At 64.6% G+C, this 23,465-nt stretch carries 23 protein-coding genes; 14 read left to right on the forward strand and 9 right to left on the reverse strand.

Going from position 1 to position 23,465, the window contains the following annotated elements; all coding sequences use genetic code 11:
- The first annotated feature begins 112 nt into the window (after nt 1-112).
- From AYJ54_RS38815 to AYJ54_RS38835, 5 genes are all read left to right on the forward strand, one after another.
- Nucleotides 113-988, forward strand: coding sequence for a branched-chain amino acid ABC transporter permease (locus tag AYJ54_RS38815; protein ID WP_063707734.1), 876 nt, complete (start codon nt 113-115; stop codon nt 986-988).
- Nucleotides 985-2,013, forward strand: a complete 1,029-nt coding sequence (locus tag AYJ54_RS38820; RefSeq protein ID WP_063707736.1) for a branched-chain amino acid ABC transporter permease — start codon at nt 985-987, stop codon at nt 2,011-2,013. The genes AYJ54_RS38815 and AYJ54_RS38820 overlap by 4 nt, the downstream gene beginning before the upstream one ends.
- Complete coding sequence (locus AYJ54_RS38825) at nt 2,010-2,765, forward strand: ABC transporter ATP-binding protein (protein WP_063707738.1); 756 nt, start codon at nt 2,010-2,012, stop codon at nt 2,763-2,765. The genes AYJ54_RS38820 and AYJ54_RS38825 overlap by 4 nt, the downstream gene beginning before the upstream one ends.
- The gene (locus AYJ54_RS38830; protein ID WP_063707740.1) at nt 2,758-3,474 is read left to right on the forward strand and encodes an ABC transporter ATP-binding protein; all 717 of its coding nucleotides are present in this window, start codon (nt 2,758-2,760) and stop codon (nt 3,472-3,474) included. Before AYJ54_RS38825 ends, AYJ54_RS38830 begins: the two co-directional genes overlap by 8 nt.
- Before the next feature lie 79 nt (nt 3,475-3,553).
- Nucleotides 3,554-4,672, forward strand: a complete 1,119-nt coding sequence (locus AYJ54_RS38835) for a cobalamin-independent methionine synthase II family protein (protein ID WP_063707742.1) — start codon at nt 3,554-3,556, stop codon at nt 4,670-4,672.
- 220 nt (nt 4,673-4,892) lie between these two features.
- On the opposite strand, the gene AYJ54_RS38840 is transcribed toward AYJ54_RS38835, so the two are convergent.
- From AYJ54_RS38840 to AYJ54_RS38850, 3 genes are all read right to left on the reverse strand, one after another.
- Complete coding sequence (locus AYJ54_RS38840) at nt 4,893-5,618, reverse strand: site-2 protease family protein (protein WP_063707744.1); 726 nt, start codon at nt 5,616-5,618, stop codon at nt 4,893-4,895.
- The gene (locus AYJ54_RS38845; RefSeq protein WP_063707746.1) at nt 5,615-6,544 is read right to left on the reverse strand and encodes a DUF2167 domain-containing protein; all 930 of its coding nucleotides are present in this window, start codon (nt 6,542-6,544) and stop codon (nt 5,615-5,617) included. The genes AYJ54_RS38840 and AYJ54_RS38845 overlap by 4 nt, the downstream gene beginning before the upstream one ends.
- 427 nt (nt 6,545-6,971) lie before the next feature.
- Nucleotides 6,972-8,684 (reverse strand): caspase family protein, encoded by a 1,713-nt coding sequence (locus tag AYJ54_RS38850; RefSeq protein ID WP_063707826.1) that lies wholly within the window; start codon nt 8,682-8,684, stop codon nt 6,972-6,974.
- A gap of 165 nt (nt 8,685-8,849) precedes the next feature.
- Here AYJ54_RS38850 and AYJ54_RS38855 point away from each other — a divergent pair, with 165 nt between their 5' ends.
- The 4 genes from AYJ54_RS38855 to AYJ54_RS38870 all read left to right on the forward strand — a co-directional run bounded on the left by AYJ54_RS38855 (nt 8,850) and on the right by AYJ54_RS38870 (nt 14,630).
- On the forward strand, nt 8,850-10,205 hold the full coding sequence (locus AYJ54_RS38855; protein ID WP_063707748.1) for a hypothetical protein: 1,356 nt from the start codon (nt 8,850-8,852) through the stop codon (nt 10,203-10,205).
- Nucleotides 10,206-10,269: 64 nt separating this feature from the next.
- Entirely contained in the window at nt 10,270-11,466 is a 1,197-nt protein-coding gene (metK, locus tag AYJ54_RS38860) for a methionine adenosyltransferase (protein WP_063707750.1), read from the forward strand.
- 121 nt (nt 11,467-11,587) lie between these two features.
- Nucleotides 11,588-13,009 carry an adenosylhomocysteinase gene (gene ahcY, locus AYJ54_RS38865; RefSeq protein WP_063707752.1) on the forward strand — a complete coding sequence of 474 codons (1,422 nt, stop codon included), beginning with the start codon at nt 11,588-11,590 and terminating at the stop codon, nt 13,007-13,009.
- A 160-nt stretch (nt 13,010-13,169) separates the two neighbouring features.
- Entirely contained in the window at nt 13,170-14,630 is a 1,461-nt protein-coding gene (locus AYJ54_RS38870) for a flavin-containing monooxygenase (RefSeq protein ID WP_063707754.1), read from the forward strand.
- Between the two features lie 18 nt (nt 14,631-14,648).
- Here the strand turns inward: AYJ54_RS38870 and AYJ54_RS38875 are convergent, their stop codons facing one another.
- Genes AYJ54_RS38875 through AYJ54_RS38885 form a run of 3 tightly spaced genes read right to left on the reverse strand, consistent with a single transcriptional unit; the run spans nt 14,649 to nt 16,891 of the window.
- Complete coding sequence (locus AYJ54_RS38875) at nt 14,649-15,893, reverse strand: YbfB/YjiJ family MFS transporter (protein ID WP_063707756.1); 1,245 nt, start codon at nt 15,891-15,893, stop codon at nt 14,649-14,651.
- Between the two features lie 31 nt (nt 15,894-15,924).
- Nucleotides 15,925-16,161: a tautomerase family protein gene (locus AYJ54_RS38880; protein ID WP_063707757.1), complete on the reverse strand. Its 237-nt coding sequence runs from the start codon at nt 16,159-16,161 to the stop codon at nt 15,925-15,927.
- Nucleotides 16,162-16,180: 19 nt separating this feature from the next.
- Complete coding sequence (locus AYJ54_RS38885) at nt 16,181-16,891, reverse strand: SDR family NAD(P)-dependent oxidoreductase (protein WP_063707759.1); 711 nt, start codon at nt 16,889-16,891, stop codon at nt 16,181-16,183.
- A gap of 229 nt (nt 16,892-17,120) precedes the next feature.
- Between AYJ54_RS38885 and AYJ54_RS38890 the strand changes: the two genes are divergently transcribed.
- The 4 genes from AYJ54_RS38890 to AYJ54_RS38900 all read left to right on the forward strand — a co-directional run bounded on the left by AYJ54_RS38890 (nt 17,121) and on the right by AYJ54_RS38900 (nt 20,636).
- Nucleotides 17,121-18,044 (forward strand): LysR family transcriptional regulator, encoded by a 924-nt coding sequence (locus AYJ54_RS38890; protein WP_063707761.1) that lies wholly within the window; start codon nt 17,121-17,123, stop codon nt 18,042-18,044.
- 146 nt (nt 18,045-18,190) lie between these two features.
- The gene (locus tag AYJ54_RS38895) at nt 18,191-19,240 is read left to right on the forward strand and encodes an alpha/beta fold hydrolase (protein WP_063707827.1); all 1,050 of its coding nucleotides are present in this window, start codon (nt 18,191-18,193) and stop codon (nt 19,238-19,240) included.
- Between the two features lie 170 nt (nt 19,241-19,410).
- Entirely contained in the window at nt 19,411-19,566 is a 156-nt protein-coding gene (locus AYJ54_RS51605; protein WP_201724313.1) for a hypothetical protein, read from the forward strand.
- A gap of 140 nt (nt 19,567-19,706) precedes the next feature.
- Nucleotides 19,707-20,636, forward strand: coding sequence for an aspartyl/asparaginyl beta-hydroxylase domain-containing protein (locus tag AYJ54_RS38900; RefSeq protein WP_063707763.1), 930 nt, complete (start codon nt 19,707-19,709; stop codon nt 20,634-20,636).
- Nucleotides 20,637-20,743: 107 nt separating this feature from the next.
- On the opposite strand, the gene AYJ54_RS38905 is transcribed toward AYJ54_RS38900, so the two are convergent.
- Together AYJ54_RS38905 and AYJ54_RS38910 are read right to left on the reverse strand one after the other, a co-directional pair.
- On the reverse strand, nt 20,744-21,571 hold the full coding sequence (locus AYJ54_RS38905) for an amino acid kinase family protein (RefSeq protein ID WP_063707764.1): 828 nt from the start codon (nt 21,569-21,571) through the stop codon (nt 20,744-20,746).
- Nucleotides 21,572-21,584: 13 nt separating this feature from the next.
- A complete protein-coding gene (locus AYJ54_RS38910) occupies nt 21,585-22,397 on the reverse strand; it encodes an amino acid kinase family protein (RefSeq protein ID WP_063707766.1) in 813 nt (270 codons plus the stop codon).
- A 155-nt stretch (nt 22,398-22,552) separates the two neighbouring features.
- Here AYJ54_RS38910 and AYJ54_RS38915 point away from each other — a divergent pair, with 155 nt between their 5' ends.
- Entirely contained in the window at nt 22,553-23,011 is a 459-nt protein-coding gene (locus AYJ54_RS38915; RefSeq protein ID WP_063707768.1) for a YybH family protein, read from the forward strand.
- Nucleotides 23,012-23,103: 92 nt separating this feature from the next.
- On the opposite strand, the gene AYJ54_RS53100 is transcribed toward AYJ54_RS38915, so the two are convergent.
- The coding region (locus AYJ54_RS53100) for a fumarylacetoacetate hydrolase family protein (protein ID WP_245329238.1) at nt 23,104-23,465 on the reverse strand (362 nt) is incomplete at its 5' end.

The following is a 23,465-nucleotide window of genomic DNA, read 5'->3' on the forward strand; positions in this document are numbered from 1 at the left end:
CTGATGCGCAATTGCGCATCAGAGATCTCGAAGCTGTTGAAACGAGATTCCGGGTTCAGCGCTGCGCGCTGCCCCGGAATGACGAGCGCTTACCAGGAACACTCCACTTTCGATGACCGCAATCCTCACCAACCTGTTCGATGGCGTTGCCTACGGCATGCTGCTGTTCGTGCTCGCCTGCGGGCTCGCGGTCACGCTCGGCCTGATGAACTTCGTCAATCTCGCCCATGGCGCCTTCGCCATGGCCGGCGGCTATGTCTGCATGGTGCTGGTCAACCGGATGGGCTGGCCGTTCTTCGCCGCTCTGCCGCTCGCCTTCGTCTCCGCAGCCGCGATCGGCATCGCGCTCGAGCGGACGCTCTACCGCCATCTCTACACGCGCAGCCATCTCGATCAGGTGCTGTTCACCATCGGCCTGACCTTCATGTCGGTCGCGGCGGTCGACTACATCCAGGGATCCTCGCGGGTCTTCATCAATTTGCCGGCTGCGCTCCAGGGTCAGTTCGACGTGTTCGGCATCGGCATCGGCCGCTACCGGCTGATGATCATCGTGATCTGCGGCCTCCTGACCATCGGCCTCCAGATGGTGCTGGCCAAGACCCGCTTCGGCAGCCGCCTGCGCGCCGCGGTCGATGATCCCCGCGCCGCGAGCGGCCTCGGCATCAACGTGCCACAGGTGTTCGCCTTCACATTTGCATTCAGCTGCGGGCTCGCCGGCCTCGGCGGCGCGCTGAGCGCCGAGATCCTCGGCCTCGACCCGTATTTCCCGCTGAAGTTCATGATCTACTTCCTGATCGTGGTCACCGTCGGCGGTTCGTCCTCGATCACCGGTCCGTTCCTGGCCTCGCTCCTGCTCGGCATCGGCGACGTCGCCGGCAAATATTACGTGCCGAAGATGGGCCCGTTCGTGATCTACACCATGATGATCGTGATCCTGATCTGGCGTCCGAACGGCCTGTTCGGCCGCGCGTTGAGTCCAAGCCGATGAACGCTGCTTCCGACGTCGGTAATCACGCCCAGCGCCAGGCGCGCTGGCATTATGGCGAAGTCGCCTTCTGGCTCATCGTGCTTGCCTGCGGCTTCCTGTTCCCCACGCGCTATCTGATCATGACCGACATCCTGCGGCTGGCGCTGTTCGCGATGTCGCTCGACCTCATCCTCGGCTATGCCGGCATCGTCTCGCTCGGCCACGCCGCCTTCTTCGGCGTCGGCGCTTATGCGGCGGGGCTTCTCGCCTTGCATGGCATCATCAACGAGCCCGTGCTGGCGCTGCTCGCGGCCGGTCTTGCCGCCATGGTGCTCGGCTTTGCCACCAGCTTCCTGGTGATCCGCGGCGTCGATCTCACCCGGCTGATGGTGACGCTCGGCATCGCGCTGCTGCTGGAAGCGCTCGCCGAGCGCTTCTCCAACATCACGGGCGGCACCGACGGCCTGCAGGGCATCGAGATGCAGCCGATCTTCGGCCAGATCCCGTTCGACATGTTCGGCAAGGCCGGTTTCTTCTACTCGCTTGCCGTACTCTTCCTTTTGTTCCTGCTCGCGCGCCGCGTCGTGCATTCGCCGTTCGGCCTGTCGCTGCGCGCGATCAAGAACAATCCCTTGCGCGCCGCCGCGATCGGCATCCCCGTCAACCGCCGCCTGATCGCGATCTACACGCTCGCGGCGTTCTATGCCGGCATTGCGGGCGCGCTGTTCACCCAGACCACGGCGATCGCCTCGCTCGACGTGTTCGCCTTCGAGCGCTCCGCCGACCTGATGCTGGTGCTCGTCATCGGCGGCACCGGCTATCTCTATGGCGGCCTGATCGGCGCGGTGGTGTTCCGCATGCTCCAGGAACTGTTCTCCACCATCACGCCGCAATACTGGCAGTTCTGGATCGGCCTCGTGCTGGTCGTGATCGTGCTGGTCGGTCGCCAGCGCCTGCACCGCTGGGTGCTGTACGTGCCGAACCTGATCATCAAGCAGGTGGCCGGGCGCAAGGCCGTCGTCGCCGTGCCGGAGAGCGACGTATGACCATCGCGCTCGAAACCCTGAATCTCGAAAAGACCTTCGGCGGCCTGCGCGTCACCCGCGATCTCTCGCTCAAGATCGAGCAGGGCGCCCGCCACGCGCTGATCGGCCCGAATGGCGCCGGCAAGACCACGGTGATCAACCAGCTCACCGGCGTGCTCAAGCCGAATAGTGGCCGCATCCTGCTCGAAGGCCAGGACATCACCGATCTGCCCGTCCACAAGCGCGTGCTGCGCGGCCTGTCGCGCACCTTCCAGATCAACCAGCTCTATCCTGACCTGACCCCGCTCGAGACCATCGGCCTCGCCGTCTCCGAGCGGCTCGGCCATGGCGGCGACTGGTGGCGACGGATGGGCACGCGCAATGACGTCAATGACGAGATCGCCGATCTCTTGACGCGCTTCCATCTGCTCGACGTCATGAACGAGCAGACCGTGACGCTGCCTTACGGCAAGCAGCGCCTGCTCGAGATCGCGGTCGCGATCGCGGCCAAGCCGCGCGTGCTGCTGCTGGATGAGCCCGCCGCCGGCGTGCCCGAGAGCGAGCGCCACGACATTCTGGCGGTCGTCGGCGCGCTGCCGCGCGACGTTACCGTGCTCCTGATCGAGCACGATATGGATCTCGTCTTCTCCTTTGCCGACCGCATCTCGGTGCTGGTCTCGGGCGCGCTCCTCACTGAAGGTCCGCCCGACCAGGTCGCACGCGACCCGCAGGTCAAGGCCGTCTATCTCGGCGAGGAGGCGGTCAATGTCTGACCTGCTCGCGATCGACTCACTTCGCGCCGGCTATGGGGAGGCGGTGGTGCTGCCCAACATGTCCCTACGCCTCGCGGAGGGCCAGGTGCTGGCGCTTCTGGGGCGCAACGGCACCGGCAAGACCACGCTGATCAACTCCATCGTTGGCGTCACCCGCCGCTTCTCCGGCTCGGTCGGGCTTGCCGGTACCGACGTGACGACCTTGCGGCCCGACCAGCGGGCGCGGGCCGGCATCGGCTGGGTGCCGCAGGAGCGCAACATCTTCCGCTCGCTGACGGTGGAAGAGAACATGACCGCGGTGGCGCAGCCCGGCCCCTGGACGGTCGAGAAGGTCTACGAGATGTTCCCGCGGCTCAAGGAGCGGCGGAGCAACTTTGGCAACCAGCTTTCCGGCGGCGAGCAGCAGATGCTGGCGATCGGCCGCGCGCTCACCCTCAATCCGAAGGTCCTGCTGCTGGACGAGCCGACCGAGGGCCTTGCCCCCATCATTGTCGAGGAGCTCCTCAAGGCGATCGGGACCATCACCCGGGCAGGCGGCATCTGCTCGATCATCGTCGAGCAGAATGCGCAAAAGATTCTGGGGCTTGCCGACCGCGTTGTGATATTGGAGCGCGGAACGATCGTCCACGACGCCCCGAGCGCCGCGCTGAAGGCCGACCCCTCGGTCCTCGAGCGCCATCTCGGCGTCGCCGGGGCGGCCGCCCACTAGTCTGTCTGACGCGTTTTCTTCACGCGAACCGGTATCCACTTCGCTTGAAAACGCTATAGAAAATTCGGGAGTGAACCCAATGCAGCGAACCAAAGCCCCGTTCCGCGCCGACGAAGTCGGCAGCCTCCTGCGCCCCGCCAAGATCAAGGAAGCCCGCGCGAAGCTCGAGAAGGGCGAGATCTCGGCCGATGACCTGCGCAAGGTCGAGGACATGGAGATCGAGAAGGTCGTGCACAAGCAGGCCTCGATCGGCCTGAAGCTCGCAACCGACGGTGAATTCCGCCGCTCCTGGTGGCATTTCGACTTCCTGGCCAAGCTCACCGGCTGCGAAATGTTCCACCCGGAGACGGGCATCCAGTTCGCGGGCGTCGAGACGCGGCATGACGCGGTGCGGGTGATCGGCAAGCTCGACTTCCCCGACAACCACCCGATGCTGGATCACTTCCGCTTCCTGAAGAAGTATGCCGACCAGGCCCACGTCACCGCCAAGATGACGATCCCGTCGCCGGCGGTGCTGCACTTCCGCGGCGGCCGCAAGTCGATCTCCAAGGACGTCTATCCCGATCTCGACGCCTTCTACGAGGACCTCGGCAGGACCTACCGCAAGGCTGTGAAGGCCTTCTACGACGCCGGCTGCCGCTATCTCCAGTTCGACGACACGGTCTGGGCCTATCTCTGCTCGCAGGACGAATTGAAGAAGGCGCGCGAGCGCGGCGACAATCCCGACGGCCTCCAGCAGATCTACGCGCGCATCATCAACTACGCGCTCGCCGAGAAGCCGGCCGACATGGTGATCTCGACCCACGTCTGCCGCGGCAATTTCCGCTCGACCTGGATCTCCTCGGGCGGCTACGAGCCGGTCGCCGAGACCCTGCTCGCCGGCACGAATTACGACGGCTACTTCCTGGAATACGACTCGGACCGCGCCGGCGGCTTCGAGCCGTTGCGCTTCCTGCCCAAGGGCAACAAGGTTGTCGTGGTCGGTGTCATCACCTCGAAGTTCGGCGAGCTCGAGAAGAAGGACGACATCAAGCGCCGTCTCGAAGAAGCCGCGAAGTTCGCCCCGCTGGAGCAGCTCGCGCTCTCCCCACAATGCGGCTTCGCCTCGACCGAGGAAGGCAACATCCTCTCCGAAGAGGAGCAGTGGGCCAAGCTCGGCCTCGCCGTCGAGATCGCGAAGGAGGTGTGGGGCAATTAAGCCCCACGTCCTTCGGGTTAGGCGGAAATACCTCGCCACTCCCTCAGTGTCGTCCCGGCCTAGTGCGCAATTGCGCACGGGGGCCGGGACCCATAACCCCAGGGAGGAGTTTGGCGAAGACTAGTCGTTCGGTACCGCTACCTTAAGCAATCGATAGATTCCGCGGTATGGGTTCCGGCCTTCGCCGGGACGACGCTGAGTTTGCGGGCGCAATCTTCCGCTACGCAGGCCGCATCATCGGTCCCAGCATCTCGTGGACATCATAGGTCATGACCGCGAGCAGCGCCGCGAGCGCCAGATAGCCGCTGCCATATTCGAGCTTGGTCTGCAGCGGCACGCCGTAATAGGCGACGTTCTCCGGCGCATGGGGATCGTATCGCCACGCGTTGATGAGTTGCGGAACCGACAGCGCCACTACGATGAGAAGCATCGGGCTTGGCCGGTATATCATGAGCGCAACCAGGATCGGCGCGCCGAGGAGCCAGATCCGCGGGCTGAGAACGGCGGTCACCCGGCCGCCATCGAGCGGCGAGATCGGCAGCAGGTTGAACAGATTGAGGAACAGGCCCGCGTAGGAGATCGCGAGCAGCAATCCGCTGTCCTCCGATCTCGCCCACAGATACACCGCGAGCGCGGCGGCCGTTCCGACAACGGGACCCGCGAGCGCCACATAGGCTTCGGTCTCGACGTCGACCGGCTTGTCCTTGAGCGCGATCCAGGCGCCGACGAAGGGAATGAAGGCCGGTGCGCCCACGTCCAGGCCGCGCTGCCGCGCGGCGACGTAGTGCCCCATTTCATGCGCAAACAATAGCGCGATGAAGCCCGCAGCATAGCGCCAGCCCCAGATCGTCGCGTAGACCGCGAGCGACAACAGCATGCTGCCGCCGCTGGTGGCGAGCTTTCCCCATTTCAGGCCGGAGAACAGCAGGTGGAAGATCGTCTTCATGCGGCCCCGCCGGCGGAATCGTCCCGCGGCTTGCGGCGGAAGAACTTCATCACCCCGGCGCCGAACACGGCCAGCCCGAAGATGATCGCCTTGGCGAATTTGAGCGCGAAGGCGAGCAGCACAGCAAACAGGCCGAGCTTCTTGGCCGCGACGCCGCCGACCAGCGCGAGCAGCCCATATTCGGCGATCCGGTCCGTGCTTGCGCTGAAGTTCTCGTAGCGCTTGCCGGACTGATAGGAGAGGTTGGCAAGCAATTCGTGGGCTACGGCCTTGTCGGTTGCGATCCGGTTCGAGTCGGACAACAGGTTCAGGCTGAAATAGCCTTCGCGCCCGAGTGCATAGGTATTGTAGTTGACGTCTTTTTCAGCGGTGTCCGGTGCGCCCTTGTCCTTGCCGAGCACCGACCACACCAGACGATGCGACATGGCATCGTAATTCGGCGGCTCGATCCAGCCGATCAGCTCCATCTCGGGAAATCCGCGGGCGGCGCGATCCTTGTTCGATTCCTCGACGCCTTCCCTGAGGTTCTTCAGGAGGTCGTCGGCATTCCAGTCCTTAGCGGCATCATCCTTGATGTAGCCTTCCTTGATGTAGTTGATCACCACCAGCCAGCGGTCGTTCTGCCGGGTGCCGAGCACGAGGCCGACAAAGGTCGTGTCGCGAACCGTATTGCCGAGCGCGCGCAGAACCCGCGCTCCTTCGGCCTTCGGCACGAAGAAGTCGCCGGCCGGAATCTTCAACGTAGCCTGGTCGATCAGGGCGATGTCGGCCGGACCGGCGGTGCCAGCATTGCCGGCCGCCTGCCAAGCGGCGTTCAGTTCTGCTTTCCGCGCGGCTTCGCCGGACTGAGCACTTTGGGCGAGACCGGGCCGTGACCCCGCGATGACAAAAAGGATGGCGCCGACGACGGCAGCAAATTTCTTCACAAAATTCCCCCAGCAAATTCCAACGACGATCAGTTTATTGCCGGTACTGTAGAATAACGATAGTCAACATGACAGAGCAGCCGCAGGTTGCGTTCGACTATCCTGAGAGCTGTTGCAATTTTAGCTCGTTCTTGCGCGCGACCAGACGGCGCAAGCGCACCGTCATCGCCGCCATGCATCATCGGCGCGAGACGGAAAATTCGCGCAACCCCTCCGGTGTCGTCCCGGCCTAGTGCGCAATTGCGCACGGGGGCCGTCCACAGCATCAACCCCAGGGAGAGGTTGTGGCGCGAAATCGGTAACCACTAGTCTTCACCAAACCACGTCCTGTGGTTATGGGTCCCTGATCTGCGCTTCGCTTGTCCGGGACGACACCGAATTTGGGGCGAGGTACTTCCGTCTCGCGACAGGCGACGCAAGCGCCCCGTCACTTCTCCGCCAGATAAACCTCGCCCAGCAGCGACGAGTTCGACCACGGCACCTGCTTGTTCTTCGTGGTCGACACCACCTCCGCCCGCACCCGCGTCAGCATCTGCTGCACCTCCAGCCCCGGCGTGCCGATATGGCGGGAGAGGGCGGCGGAGAACGGTGAATTGGCGCCTTCGCCGTCGAGCGCGACCTGGCCCGGCGCGGTGGCGAATGCGATCAGTGTGCCGGCGCCCAGCGTCGCACCGGCCCCTAAGCTCATTGGAGCTGCGAGGCCCGAGGCGCCTTCGATGCCGCGATTGGTGCCTGCGGACGCCACCGGCTGCGCCATCGGATTGTTGCGGCAGGCATCGAAGATCAAAATGTTGGTGCGGACCTGGTCGTCGAGGCCGGCCATGATCGTGTCCATGTCGATCATCGCCTCCGTCATGCTGCTGCCAGCCTTGAGCTCGACGTCGACCGGGATGAGATAGTTGCGGCCGTCGACCTGCACGCCGTGACCGGCATAGTAGACCAGTGCGACCTGCGCCCGCGCCGCCTCGCGCAGGAAGTTGCGCGTCATCTTCTGCATCGCCGCTCGGTCGAGATCGACGCCTTCCGATACGGTGAAGCCGATGTCGCGCAGGCTCTTTGCCACCGCACGCGCATCGTTGGGCGGATTGGGCAGCGCCTTGACATGCGCATAGGCGCCGTTGCCGATGACCAATGCCATACGCTTGTCTGGGCTGGCAGGTGCAGGCGAGGGCGCCGGCGTGGTGTTGCCCTGCTGCTGCGTGGGCGTGCTCTGCTGTGTCGATGCCGGCGCGTCGCGCGGGATCGGCGCGCTTGCGTCCGTCACCAGCGACAGCCGCACTTTTGCCGTCGCCTGATTGGCCTTGCTGCCGGCGTCGGAGGCCACGATCGCCAGCGTCGCCTTGTAGTCGTCGCGGGCATGGGCATAGTCGCCCTTCGCCTCATAGGCGAGCGCGCGATGGATGTAGCCCGAGATCAGCACGCTGTTCGGCGGCGTCATGATGTTCGTCGGCGGCTTCTCCTTCGCAAGCCGGATCGCTTCGCTGCCGTCGGCAATCGCGCGATCGAGATCGCCCTTGGCCCGCCAGATCGCGGTGCGGTCGATCAGCGGCTGCGGCAGGCTCGGGTCGAGCCGGATCGCCTGGTTGATGTCGGCAAGCGCGCCGTCGAGATCGCCAAGCGCCTCTTTCGAGATGCCGCGGTTCTTGAACGCGAACGCCGATTTCGGATCGGCCTTGATCGACATGTCGTAGTCGGCGATCGCCATTGCGTAGTCGCCCTTTCCGCGCCAGGCATTGCCGCGGTTGTGAAAGATGATGCCGCTCGGCGGCCCGAGCTTCAGCGCATCGTCGAAATCGGCGATCGCGATGTCGTACTCGTCCTTGTCGTAATAGGCCGATCCCCGAAGATTGTAGACCGCCTGGCTCGGCTGCAGCCGGATCGCCTCAGCGGCATCCGCAATGACCCTGGTGTAGTCGCCCTTCTTGTTCCAGCCCACGGCGCGCCAGAAATAGATCGTCGCAAGCTGCGGGCCCTTGAACACCTTGAGCGCGACGATCTTGTTGCAGGCGTCGATCATCTGGTCCGCCGGCGTGGTGTCGGTGGTGCAGAGCGGCCCGAGCTGGCTGCGCGCCTGCGCAGAGCAGGGCGCGGACCACAGTGTTGCAGCGAGCAGGCAGAGCGCGACGAGCAGGCGGCGCATAGCGGTGGTCCCGTAAGAGGAGAAGCGCTTGTTTGTTGCCGGGCGGCGCATCGGGGTTCACGCGCCCGTCATTGGAAGTGAAGTAAAGCAAGCCGGGTATTCCCCCAGTGGGCAGATTTTGCTAAGAGGTTGGTCATAACGCTGCTGCCCACCCGTTTCCCACCGATGAAGAACGACGAAATCCTGAGCCAGATCACCGAGTTCTGCCGCAAGGCAGACATGGCGGAATCGACGTTTGGCCGGCGCGCGGTGAACGATGGGAAGCTGGTGAATCGCCTGCGCGAGGGAAAGCGCATCACCATCGACACGCTGGAGCGGATCCAGGCCTATATGGCCGCATCGATGGCCGGCGGCGTGCCGCCGCCGCGGGGACTTCAGGTGCCTCCGGAAAAGCGCGATCCGCGCGGCAATTTCCGTTTCTTCGAGAACCGGCAGAAATATCTGCTGTTCGTCCACACCTGCAGCGAGAAGCGGGTCATCGCCGACCGCGTGGCGCTGGAGCTTGCCACCATACATCCACGTCCGCCGGCACTGCGCGTGTTCGACGCGGGCATCGGCGATGGCACAGTGCTGGCGCGGGTGCTGCGCGCAACGCACCAGCGCTTTCCACACATGCCGTTCTATGTCGCCGGCAAGGAGCTTAGTCTCGAGGACCTGCGCCTGACGCTGGAGAAGGTGCCGGATCGCATTTTCGAGCATCCGGCGTCGGTGTTCGTCTTTACCAACATGTTCTACTCGGAGGCGCCTTGGCTCACGCCGGCATCGCCCGCGGCGGCGGCTGCCACCGTCTGGCAGGAAGTCCCGCTTCGGGGCGCTTCGTCGGGAGAGTTTGAGACGCAGATCGCAGAGCTGAGGCCGTTCCTGGAGCAGAACTGGCGCGCCGCGATCAGCCCACGCACGGCCATGCCACTATATGAGCGGCCCGTCGTCCTGGTGCTCTATCGCGAGGACCACAGGTTCCTTTTGGATTCGACCATTCCGCGGCCAGGCCAGACCGAGGCCAATTTCGACCTCGTTATTGCATCCCAGCCATACCGCGCCCTGTCCTCGGTTAATTTTCGGGCAAAACGGATCATTGCGCCTCTTGCACGGGCGCTTCGGCCCGGTGGGCGCCTGATCGGTATCCACTCCCACGGTCAGGATCCGGGCATGGAAATGATCCAGGCGATCTGGCCTGGAGAAAATCCTTTCTCGGTCAGCCGTCATGAGCTACTGCGCGCAGTTAAGTATGAGCTCGGATCGTTGGGCCGGGACCTAAATTTTAATGCTTACGCGGATAACCGTTCGATCTTCAGGTATGATATGGAAGCGCTGCCCAACGAGGTAACCGGCACGATCGGAACCTCGACAGCCTTTGCAGCCTGGAATGCGGCGGTGTATGTCGCTCAGATCGAGGACGACCGATTGACAGAAATGACTCAAAACGGCCGCACCCTGGATGCCGCCAGGGATGTGCTGCGGAAGTACAATGGGCTCTGGTTTCTTGACGAATCCTACGTCATCTCGCGCCGGCGTGATTGACATAATCCAACGGTAAACATCGCAAACGCCCGCCGGCTCTAGTGGCGGAACAAGGGGTTACTTGATGCGCGCGTCCTATCTCTTCACCAGCGAGTCCGTGTCTGAAGGCCATCCGGACAAGGTGTGCGACCGGATCTCCGATGAGATCGTCGATCTGTTCTACCGCGAAGGGCCGAAAGCCGGCATCGATCCTTGGGCTATCCGCGCCGCCTGCGAGACGCTCGCGACCACCAACAAGGTGGTGATCGCCGGCGAGACCCGCGGTCCGAAGTCGGTCACCAACGAGCAGATCGAGAGCGTCGTGCGCGGCGCCATCAAGGACATCGGCTACGAGCAGGACGGCTTCCACTGGAAGACCTGCGACATCGAGATCCTCCTGCACCCGCAGTCGGCCGACATCGCGCAGGGCGTCGATGCGCTTCAGCCGGGCGAGGTCAAGGAAGAAGGCGCGGGCGACCAGGGCATCATGTTCGGCTACGCCACCAACGAGACGCCCGACCTGATGCCGGCACCGATCTTCTACGCCCACAAGATCCTGCGCCTCATCTCCGAAGCGCGTCACTCCGGCCGCGAGAAGGTGCTGGGTCCCGACTCCAAGAGCCAGGTCACCGTGCAGTACGAGAACGGCAAGCCGGTCGGCGTGCGCGAGATCGTGGTGTCGCACCAACACCTCGTCGAGGACCTCACCTCCAACCAGGTTCGCGACATCGTCGAGCCCTATGTGCGCGAGGCGCTGCCGAAGGACTGGATCAACGGCAAGACCATCTGGCACATCAACCCGACCGGCAAGTTCTACATCGGCGGTCCCGACGGCGACTCCGGCCTGACCGGCCGCAAGATCATCGTCGACACCTATGGCGGCGCGGCTCCGCATGGCGGCGGCGCGTTCTCCGGCAAGGATCCGACCAAGGTCGATCGTTCGGCCGCTTATGCCGCGCGCTACGTCGCCAAGAACATCGTCGCGGCCGGTCTCGCCGACCGCTGCACGCTCCAGCTCGCTTACGCCATCGGCGTGGCGCGTCCGCTGTCGATCTACATCGACACCCACGGCACCGGTAAGGTGCCGGAGGACCAGCTCGAGAAGGCGGCGGCGCAGGCGATGGATCTCACCCCGCGCGGCATCCGCACCCACCTCGACCTCAACCGCCCGATCTACGCGCGCACCTCGGCCTACGGACATTTCGGTCGCACGCCCGACAACGAGGGCGGCTTCTCCTGGGAGAAGACCGACCTGGTCGAGCCGCTCAAGCGCGCGCTCTAACCGCACCGTCATTCCGGGGCGCCGCTTCAAGCGGCGAACCCGGAATCTCGAACCTCTGGATTCCGGGTTCGCTCGTTTCACGAGCGCCCCGGAATGACGAGCAAACAAACAGGAAGCTCTCATGAACGCGAAGCCCGGCTTCACCGATTACATCGTCAAGGACATTTCGCTCGCCGATTTCGGCCGCAAGGAGATCTCGCTTGCCGAGACCGAGATGCCCGGCCTGATGGCCACCCGCGAAGAGTTCGGCCCGAAGCAGCCGCTGAAGGGCGCGCGCATCGCCGGTTCGCTGCACATGACGATCCAGACCGCGGTCCTGATCGAGACGCTTGCCGCCCTCGGCGCCGACATCCGCTGGGTCTCCTGCAACATCTACTCGACGCAGGACCACGCCGCCGCCGCGATCGCGGCCGCCGGCATTCCCGTCTTCGCCGTCAAGGGCGAGACGCTGACCGAGTACTGGGACTACACCGCAAAGCTGTTCGACTGGCATGGCGGCGGCACGCCGAACATGATCCTCGATGACGGTGGCGACGCCACCATGCTGGTGCATGCCGGCGTGCGCGCCGAGAACGGCGACACCGCCTTCCTCGACAAGCCGGGTTCCGAAGAAGAAGAAATCTTCTACGCGCTGGTCAAGCGCCTGCTCAAGGAGAAGCCGAAGGGCTACTTCGCCGAGATCGCCAAGAACATCAAGGGCGTCTCGGAAGAGACCACCACGGGCGTGCACCGTCTCTATGAGATGGCGAACAAGGGCACGCTGCTGTTCCCCGCCATCAACGTCAACGACAGCGTCACCAAGTCGAAGTTCGACAATCTCTATGGCTGCCGCGAATCGCTGGTCGACGGCATCCGCCGCGGCACCGACGTCATGCTGTCGGGCAAGGTGGCGATGGTCGCCGGCTTCGGCGACGTCGGCAAGGGCTCGGCGGCTTCGCTGCGCCAGGCCGGCTGCCGCGTGATGGTGTCGGAAGTCGATCCGATCTGTGCGCTGCAGGCGGCGATGGAAGGCTATGAGGTCGTGACGATGGAAGACGCCGCGCCCCGCGCCGACATCTTCGTCACTGCCACCGGCAACAAGGACATCATCACCATCGAGCACATGCGCGCGATGAAGGATCGCGCCATCGTCTGCAACATCGGTCACTTCGACAACGAGATCCAGATCGCGTCGCTGCGTAACCTGAAGTGGACCAACATCAAGCCGCAGGTCGACGAGATCGAATTCCCCGACAAGCACCGCATCATCCTGTTGTCGGAAGGCCGCCTCGTGAACCTTGGCAACGCGATGGGCCACCCGAGCTTCGTGATGTCGGCGTCCTTCACCAACCAGACGCTGGCGCAGATCGAGCTGTTCGCCAACAACAAGGACGGCAAGTACGTGAAGAAGGTCTACGTACTGCCGAAGACGCTCGACGAGAAGGTCGCGCGCCTGCACCTCGCCAAGATCGGCGTCAAGCTCACCGAGCTGCGCAAGGACCAGGCCGACTATATCGGTGTGAAGCAGGAAGGTCCTTACAAGAGCGATCACTATCGCTACTGAGACACCAGTCCGATCGACGATCGATGTGAAGCCCCGGAGCGATCCGGGGCTTCGTTGTTTTGAACGTGCCGGGTGAATCTCCTTCTGGTTGTGCCTTTGGTCCATTGCCAGTTGACGGGCCGCGCCCGCAGGCGGACAATCCTCAGCGGCGGAGGAAACCATGTCCCAAGAACATTTCGACGTGCTGATCGTCGGTGCCGGCCTGTCGGGCATCGGCGCGGGCTATCATCTTCAGACGAAGTGCCCGACGAAGAGCTACGTCATCCTGGAGGGTCGCGACTGCATCGGCGGCACCTGGGATCTGTTCCGCTATCCCGGCATCCGCTCCGACAGCGACATGTTCACGCTCGGCTATTCCTTCAAGCCGTGGACCGATTCGAAGGCGATCGCCGACGGTCCGCAAATCCTGAACTATGTGCGTAAGACGGCGGCTGAGAACGGCATCGACAGCAAGATCCGCTATCGTCATCGCGTCAGGCGCGCCTCCTGGTCGACACCGGACGCGCGCTGGACCGTCGAGGCCGAGCGGGCGACGGGCGAGGGCGCAACCGAGCTCGTGCGCTTCACCTGCAATTTCCTGTTCATGTGCTCCGGCTATTACAAATACGAGGAAGGCTATACGCCGGAGTTCAAGGGCACGGCCGGTTTCCAGGGCCGTATCGTGCATCCGCAGAAATGGACCGACGATATCGACTACGCCGGAAAACGCGTCGTCGTGATCGGTTCGGGCGCGACCGCAGTGACGCTGGTGCCGGAGCTTGCCAAGAAGGCCTCACAGGTCGTCATGCTGCAGCGCTCGCCGACCTACGTGGTGTCGCGGCCGGCGCAGGATCTGCTGGCCAACAAGCTCCGCCGCAATCTGCCGGCGACACTCGCCTATCACCTGATCCGCTGGCGCAACGTGATGTGGGGGATGTTCTTCTTCCAGCTCAGCCGGCGCCGGCCTGCCAAGGTGAAGGACCTGATCCTCAAGGGCGTGCAGATGGCGCTCGGTCCCGACTACGATGTCGCGACCCATTTCACGCCACGCTACAATCCCTGGGATCAGCGGCTGTGCCTCGTGCCGGACGGCGACCTGTTCAAAGCGATCCGCGAGCAGCGGGCCTCTGTGGTTACCAACGAGATCGATACTTTTACGCGCGACGGCATCCGCCTGAAGGACGGCAGCGAGCTTGCGGCCGACATCGTCGTCACGGCCACGGGCCTGGTGCTCCAGGTCGTCGGCGGCCTCGAGATCAGCGTCGACGGTCGCACCGTCGATTTCGCGAAGACGCTGACCTACAAGGGCATGATGTATGCGGACGTGCCGAACCTTGCCTCGGCCTTTGGCTACACCAACGCGTCCTGGACGCTGAAATGCGATCTCACCTGCGAGTATGTCTGCCGGCTCATCAACTACATGGACCGCTGCAATTTCCGCCAATGCATGCCGCACAATGATGATCCTGCGGTCACGGCCCAGCCCTCGCTGGACTTCACCTCCGGCTATGTGCAGCGCGCGATTGCGAAGATGCCCAAGCAGGGCTCGAAGCGGCCATGGCGGCTCTACCAGAACTACGCCTTTGACATCGTCTCCTTACGCTTCGGCCGGATCGACGACGGCGTGATGCAGTATTCCTGATCATCGCCGCCGTCGTCGCTAGGCTTTGCGCGTGGTCAGGGCCATCGCGAGATCGATCGCGAGCGCCAGGACCACGGCGCCGCCGCCTAGGGCGAACAGCACGAGATAGTCGCCGCCGGTGTGCGCATAGAGCCAGGAGAAGCCGTAGGCTGCGGCCGCCTGGAACAGCGCGAAGCTGGTGGTGGCGTGGCTCCACGTGGTGCGCTGCTGCTCGGTGCTGTGCGGGACGAGCTCATGGATACGTCCGAGCACGAGCGGCACGATACCGGGCGTGAAGCCGCCGACCACGACGCTCGACACGATCAGCGAGACCGGCGCCGTGCTCACGGTCGGCAGCAGGACGGCAGCTGCTTCCACTAGAAAGGCCGCGCGCAGCGCCGGTCCAAATCCGGCCCTGTCGCCGAGATGGCCGGTGACGAGCGGGCCGACGATCGCGCCGAGGCCGTACAGCACCCAGTAGCGCGATCCCGCGGCGATGCCCTGGCCGAGGCCGCGCGCCACGAAATCGACGATGAAGACCATGTGCGGCACCAGCGCTACCGCATTGAGGCCATACTGGACCAGCAAGGCCTGAGCTGCGGGCGAGGTGTGACGTTGCTTCGCCGGATGCGGCACAGGCGCGGCATCGGTCTTGGCCTCTGCTGGCCAGTTTCGCCAGCTCACGAGCGTCAGCAGGCCTGAGAAAGCGCCAAGGCCGTACCAGCTCTGCGGCAGGCCCTGTTGCAGCAGCAGCGGCACCAGCGTGCCCGATGCAGCAACGCCGAGGCCGACGCCGGCGAAGATCACGCCGCCGACGATGCCGCGCTTGGCGGGCGAGGTATGCGGCAGCACGACGGACGCCGCCAGCACCATGATGATGCCTCCGGTGAAGCCCGCCAGGAAACGCCAGACGAAGAACCAGGTGAACGACACCGGGTGTGAGCTCGCGAAAAAGGAAACGGTGGCGAGCAGCATCATGATGCGCAACGAGCGGACCGCGCCGATACGGGCCGCCCCAGCGCGCGCCGCGAGCGCGCCGGCGAGATAGCCGGCAAGGTTCGCGGCGCCGAGATAGACGACGTCGGACGCGCTGAACCACTTTGCGGCGATCAGGGCCGGGATCAGCGGCGTATAGGCAAAGCGGGCGAGGCCGAGGCCGACCAGCGATGCGGACAGGCCGGCCACGGCATATCGCCAGGTTTGCTGCGAAGTTGATTGTGACGTCGATGCCTGCCGCTGATGCGGCCGGGCATGGTGCTTGGTATCTGCATTCAGTTCGGTCATGTCATCCTCCTGCGCGGATTACCCGCGCGGATCAGCCTGTCTGTGCGGCCCTGCGGCGCCGGAATTCCAGCGCGGGCAGCCCGCCCCAACCCCAATTGTCAGTGTCGACCTCCTCGATCACGACGAAGGTCGAATCGAGCGGTTTGCCGAGCACGTCGAGCAGGAGCTGGCTGGAGCCCTTGATCAGCGCGGCCTTTTCCTCCGCCGTGAGCGACGCCGCTCCCGGCGTCGTTCCCTCGCGGGTCACTTGAATGGTGACGATGGGCATCGTGGCTACTCCTGTCGGCTCAATGGCCGGCGCTCTGGCCGCCGTCGACGTGCAGGATCTCGCCGGTCACGAAGCCGGCCTGCTCGAGATAGAGCACGGCGTCGACGATGTCGGCCATCTCGCCCATGTGACCGACGGGGTGGAGCGCGCCGAGCTGGGCATGCGTCTCGACCGGATGCATCGGCGACTTGATGATGCCGGGCGACACCGCGTTCACGCGGATGCCGCGCTTGGCATATTCGATCGCCAGCGACTTCGTCGCCGCGTTGAGGCCGCCCTTGCTCAGCGAGGCTAGCACCGACGGCACGTTCGAATTGGCCTGATCGACCAGGCTGGTCGTGATCTGGACGACATGGCCGGAGCCCTGCTTTTCCATCTCGGCGATGGCGAGCTGCGTGATGCGGAAGAAGCCCGCGACGTTGATGCCCATCACCGCCGCATAGTCCTCGGCCGTGTACTGCGTGAACGGTTTTGCGACGAAGATGCCGGCATTGTTGACCAGAGTGTCGATGCGGCCGAAGCGCGCAACGGCCTGCGGGACCACGCGCTCGGCGGTGCTCGGGTCGGCGATGTCGCCGGCGACGGTGAGGATGTCATCGTCGGCGGAAGGCTTGATGGAGCGCGCCGTTGCGACGACGCGATAGTTGCGATCGCGATAACCCTTGACGAGGGCGGCGCCGATGCCCTGCGAAGCACCGGTGATGATGGCGACTTTCTGCTCGATACCCATGATGGGCTCCTGTTGTTGGATCTGTGAGACTGACCCTGTGCCGATCGACTGCGGGGCAGCCACTGGCTCGCGGTGAGAGGTACGCCGCAGCGGCTCGGGTGCGAATACGCGCTGTCCGGCAGACACTCTTTCGCGCCGCGATCGAATGGCGGATCGGTCTCCGGAGGTTGTCGCGGCGCGCGCGAGCGCCTAGCTTGCAGTCGGATTTTGATGGGGCGGCGGAAAGGCCATGGATCGGCTGGACGCGATGAAGGTGTTCGTCCTTGCGGCGGACGAGGGCAGCCTTGCTGCCGCAGGGCGCAAGCTGGGCCGGTCGCCGGCGGCGGTGAGCCGTGCCATCGCCTTCCTGGAGGAACGGGTCGGCGTCGAGCTCCTGCACCGCACGACGCGCTCGATCAAGCTCAGCGAGGAGGGCGAGCATTACGTCGCGATCTGCCGCCGCGTGCTGACTGAGCTGGAGGAGGCCGACGATATCGCGGCCGGCCCCCGTGCCGCACCGCGCGGTACTCTTGCGATCACCGCGCCGGTGGTCTCAGGCGAGATGGTGCTGCGGCCGATCCTCGATGCCTTCCTGGATGCCTACCCGACAGTGTCGGCAAAACTGTTGCTGTTCGACCGCGCGGTCAACCTCATCGAGGAGGGGATCGACGTCGCCCTCCGCATCGGTCCTCTCTCGGATTCGGCAATGGTTGCGACGAAGCTCGGCGACGTGCGCCGCGTGGTGGTGGCCGCGCCGCGATATCTGAACCAGCATCCGCGCATTGCGGAGCCGGGTGATCTCGCCAAGCACCAGATCATCGCCATGGCCCACCTGCCGAATTCCTGGAGCTTTGCGCCGCAACGCGGCTCCTCGAGCCCGCGAACCGTCCAGTTCACGCCGCGGCTCGTGATCAACAGCACCTATGCCGCGGTCGCCTCTGCGGTCGCCGGCCGCGGCGTCGCGCGGATGTATTCCTACCAGGTCGCCGAGCAGGTGCATCGCGGCGAGCTCGACATCGTGCTCGCGGGCGACGAGGATCCCGAGATGCCCGTGCACCTGATCTCGCCGCAGGGCCGGCTGTCGGTGCCGAAGGTGCGTGCCTTCACGGACTTCGCGGTGCCGCGGCTGAAGAAGCAGTTCGCTGTCCTGAAGAAAGCGATCGACACGCGCTGAATGACAGTCGCTGAATTGTGACTCGTCGGCTGCGCGAAACGGTGCTTCCCTCGCTGGCCATTCGCCGTCTCGGTTGCGCCTACGTCTGACATGATAGAGCGGCCGCCGGCTACGCCGAGCGCCTCTTTCCAATTCAAGAGATGGATATGTCAGAAAAAATAATCCCCGATCGTCGCAGCTTCCTGGCCTTCGCCGCGATCGGCATCGCCGCGCCGCTGGTCTTCGGCAGCGCCGCCGCTGCGCAGTCTCGCAAGGCGAGCCCGTCGAATTTGCCCACGGTCAAGCCGGGCGCGAATACGACCTTTGCCGCGATCAAGCAGATCGACGCCGGCGTCCTCAACGTCGGATATGCCGAGGCCGGTCCGGCCGATGGTCCCGTGGTGATCCTGCTGCATGGCTGGCCCTATGACATCCACAGCTTCGTCGACGTCGCGCCGACGCTGGCGCAGGCGGGCTACCACGTCATCGTTCCGCATCTGCGCGGCTATGGCACCACGCGCTTCCTGTCGCCCGACACCATGCGCAACGGCGAGCCCGCAGCGCTTGCCGTCGACATCGTCGCGCTGATGGATGCGCTGGGCATCAAGCAGGCGACGCTCGCCGGCTACGATTGGGGCGGGCGCACCGCCAACATCGTCGCGGCACTCTGGCCGGAGCGCGTCAACGCAATGGTCTCGGTGAGTGGCTACCTGATCTCGAGCCAGGCGGCAGGCAAGATGCCGCTGCCGCCGAGTGCCGAGCTGCAATGGTGGTATCAGTTCTATTTCGCCACCGAACGCGGCCGTGAGGGCTACGCCAAGAACCGGCACGACTTCGCCAGGCTGATCTGGAAGCTCGCCTCGCCCAAATGGCATTTCGACGACGCCACCTATGACCGCAGCGCGGCCTCGCTCGAGAACGCCGACCACGTCGACATCACCATCCACAATTATCGCTGGCGGCTCGGGTTGGCCGAGGGTGAAGCGAAATATGCCGAGCTCGAGCAGCGGTTGGCGAGCTTGCCCGTGATCACCGTTCCCACCATCACCATGGAAGGCGACGCCAACGGCGCACCGCATCCGGAGCCCTCGAGCTACGCGAAGAAATTCTCCGGCAAGTACGAGCACCGGACCATCACTGGCGGCATCGGGCACAACCTGCCCCAGGAGGCCCCGCAAGCCTTTGCCCAGGCCGTCGTCGATATCGCCGGGAGCTGAAGGTGCGGGCAGCCGGCGCGCGCTGCTGCTCTGGCGCCGCGCCAATGCGTCGTTTTGCGTATTCGGCCGTCAGGCCGAATCGGCCACGGTGCCCGAACGGTTAATGCCGAATTAACCGGTGAGTCCTAGCCTGTCTCGGCCGGGGTACTCGCAAGGCCGAGGTGAGCCCAATGGAAGCCCAGAAGATCGCGGTCGACGCCGTCGTCGCGCTGACCGCTTGTGACCGCGATGCCGTCGCCGCCTTCATCCGCCAGTTCTATCTCGCGGGCGTCAGGGATCCCAAGCGTCTGACGTTCAAGGGGCTGCAGGCGCTGGCGCGCGCCTGATTCGGCCCCTTCCGGCTTGTTCAGCGCCGGTTCCGTTCTTTGTGATCCGCCGTCAGACAGCAACCCACCGGTGAGTACCTTGCCGCTGGGGTCGCACCGCGCTACACGACACCTCGGCTGGGTCACTTGGGGACGGGGATATGCTGAAACAGCTTTTTGCGCCGCAGCTGGTCATTCTTTATGTGCTTGCGGCATCGACGATTTACGTTCACTTCCGGGGCAAGCAGCGGCTGCGCTTTGCGCGCCAGCTCGGCGACCACTCGACCTATCTCGCACCCTACAACGTGCTGATGTATGCGGGCTCGGCCGTGCCGAACAAGCCCGTGATCTCGGTCGACCAGTTTCCCGAGCTCACGCCGCTCAGCGAGAATTGGGAGACCATCCGCGACGAGGCCGTTCGCCTGTTTGACGAGGGCTTCATCCGCGCGGCGGCGAAGAACAACGACTGGGGCTTCTATTCGTTCTTCAAGAGCGGCTGGAAGCGCTTTTACCTGAAGTGGTACGACGACTTCCTGCCGTCGGCGCGCACGCTATGCCCGAAGACGGTGGAGCTGTTGAACTCGATTCCGAGCGTGCACGGCGCGATGTTCGCGATGCTGCCGCCGGGAGGCAAGCTCGGCGCCCATCGTGATCCCTTCGCCGGCTCGCTGCGCTACCACCTCGGCCTCGTCACGCCGAACTCGAACAAGTGCCGCATCCTGGTCGATGGCGTCGAATGCGTCTGGCGCGACGGCGAGGCCTTCATGTTCGACGAGACCTTCATCCACAGTGCCGAGAACGCGACCGACGTCAACCGCATCATCCTGTTCTGCGACGTCGAGCGTCCGATGAAGTACGGCGTCATGACCGCGATCAACCGCTGGGTCAGCCATCACATCGTCAAGGCGTCGGCGACCCAGAACGTCGACGGCGAGAATGTCGGCGCGCTCAACAAGGTCTTCGGCAAGCTCTACGAGATCCATCTCGCCAGCCGCAAGGTCAAGGAATGGAACCGCAACGTCTACTACACGCTGAAGTACTCGCTGACGGGGCTGATCCTCGGTCTGATCGTGGTGTCGGCGCTGAGGTGATTGGCGCGCTGCGCCAAGCCTGAATTGAAAAGCCCCGGAGCGCGCTCCGGGGCTCTGACGTTTTAGCGCGCACCTGGCCGGCGCGCGATGTGCTGGCGTAGTCGCAATCAGGCCGGGCGGGCACCGGTGTGAATGATCGTCCCGACGTGCTGACCGCGCAGCGCCGCCGCGAGCCGGCCGGGAACGAGGCCGTTCACGACCTGCAGGCGCGCGATGTGCCGCGCGTTCGTCATGACCTCGATCAGCGCCGGATCGAACGGCAGCGTGCCCTTGAGCTTCGCAAGCTCGGCGACGGTGGTCTCCCGCAACAGCTCCGCTTTCTTGCCGTCGGCGCCGTTGGGATCGCTGGTGTAGACGCCATCGACGTCCTCCACGATCGTGAGGCCCGCGGCACCAAGCGCGTCGGCGAGCAGGAAGGCGCCGGTGTCGGCCCGATGCAGCGGGATGCGCGAGGTCGGGAATTCATGATGGTGGTACGGCGGAAAGGCGCTGCCGATGACCGCGCGGGCCGCGCTGAGGTGGATGGCGAGCTGGCTCGCGATGGTGGGATGCTCGATGTAGGAGACGCCCTCCGGCGCGAGCAGGCTCGCAAGGATATGGCCATTCTGGCCCGCCTCGCTCGCGGCGAGCGGCGCAAGGGACCCGACGGGCAATCCGAGGTCGAGGCCGACGCTATAGAGGTGGCGGGCGCGGATACCGGCGCCGGTCAGGATGAGCAGGCGGTGCTCGGGCAGGAGCGACCGCAATTCGTCGACGAGCGGGAGGATCGCTTCGTGACCGCGATCCATGACGCGGCCGCCGATCTTGATGACCTGCACCCAGGGCAGCAACTTGTTCGGACGGTTGCCAGCGATGGGGCGGGTGAGATCGCCGTCGAGGAGAGTCTGGCGCGCGAGCGGCGAGGCGACGTGCTTGATCTGGTTGGTGACGGTCATGGCGCTAATCTCTTCAGCTCGCAGCGATGATGGTGCCGACATGCTCGCCCGCGAGCGCGCGGGTCAGATTGCCGGGCACGAGGCCATTGATGATCTGCACTTCGCGGACGTGGCGCGCCGCGGCGAGCAGATCGAGTACCGGGAATTCCAGAACCGAGTCCTGAAGGCCCTTGGCCTTCATTTCGGCCACCGAGATCTTCGGGATGAACGTTGCGTTCTTTGCGGTCTTCGGGTTCGCGGTGTAGAGGCCGTCCTCGTCCTTCACGTAGATCATCGCCTTGCAGCCGAACTGCTCGGCCACGAGGAAACATCCGGCATCCGTGCGATAGGGCGGGATCACGCCCTCGGCTGCGGGGCGCATCCACAGGCTATAGGGCGGCATGCCGCTGAAGATGACGGCGTTCACCTCGGCAAGGAAAAGCGGCACGGACGAGAGCCCGGCGCTGCTGACGGCGGAGATGCCGTGCTTGGCAAGGAGCTGCCCGAGCATTGCGGCGTTCTGATCGGCAACGGAGGCGCCGAGCTGCGACAGCACGCCGGCCGGCAGGCGAAGCCCTGCGGCGATCGAGTAGAGGTGGCGGGCGCGGGTGCCGGCGCCGGTCCCGATCAGGAGCTTGTGGATCTTGCGGGCAGCGACAATCTCGTCGACCAGCGGGTAGACCGCGGCGCGACCGCGATCAATGACGCTTTGTCCGCCGATCTTGATCACTGTGGCATCCGGCAGGATTCGGAAATCCGAAGCCGTCTCCGCCGCGGCCAGAAGCTGTGGGTCGGTGAGCGAGCGCTGCATCAGCAGCCCCTCGAGCTCCGTGATCGTGTTCGACATCCGAGACATCCTCTCGTTTTCTGATGCGGTCTTGACGGCGGCCCCTCCGGTCCCGACCGATCTCCACCGGTAGCCTCAAAGCGCGAGTCTTGCTGGATACGTCGCTCCATGGCAACAAGATTGCCGAGACTTAGTGGCCGAATATGGAGCATGCAATGGCCCCCTTGCCGACCGCGAACACCGAGACAGCGCAGTTCTTCCGCAGTTGGCTGGAAACCTTCGCAGGCTATGTCCGTGAGGTCGACTACGCTTCGGCGAGGCCGCTCTTTCACCCGGCCGTGCTTGCCTTCGGCACACATAACGACGTCATCCCGGGCCTTGATCAATGGGTCGCCACGCAATGGGATAACGTCTGGCCGAAGACGACCGACTTTCGCTTCGTCCTCGAGCAGACCTCGATTCTGGCGTCCTCCGACGGCACGATGGCAACCGTGATCGCGCCGTGGACCAGCACGGGCTATCATCCCGATGGTCGCCCGTTTCCGCGTCCCGGCCGGGCCACAATGGTGTTCACCAGAAATGCCGACGGTTGGCTGTGTGTGCATTCCCACATGTCACTCAATCGCGGCGTGCCGCAGGCGAGCCATGCCGATCGGCCGGTGAAGGCCTGGTAGATCGCATAGTCCGACATTCCTGCCCGCGCGATCCCAATGCAAAAAGGCCCCGGACACGTCCGGGGCCTTTCGATTTCTACACGTTGTGCAGCCTATTCCGGCTGGCCGATCGACACCTTCAGCGTGCCGACGCCGTCGACGCCGCATTCGAGCTTGTCGCCGGGCTGGAGCTGCGACACGCCGGCGGGCGTGCCCGTCATGATGATGTCGCCGGCGGCGAGCTTCACCTGCTGCGAGAGCTGCCAGATGATTTCCGGCACGTTCCAGATCAGCTCGGTGAGGTCGCCCGTCTGCGCTTCCTTGCCGTTGACCGTGAGCCAGATCTTGCCCTTGGAGGGATGGCCGATCTTCGAAGCCGGCTGCACCGCAGAGCAGGGCGCGGAATAGTCGAACGACTTGCCGATCTCCCAGGGGCGCTCCTTCTTGCGCGAGGCGATCTGGAGGTCGCGGCGGG

This window comes from Bradyrhizobium centrolobii, from assembly GCF_001641635.1.
In the GTDB taxonomy this organism is placed as follows: Bacteria; Pseudomonadota; Alphaproteobacteria; order Rhizobiales; family Xanthobacteraceae; genus Bradyrhizobium; species Bradyrhizobium centrolobii.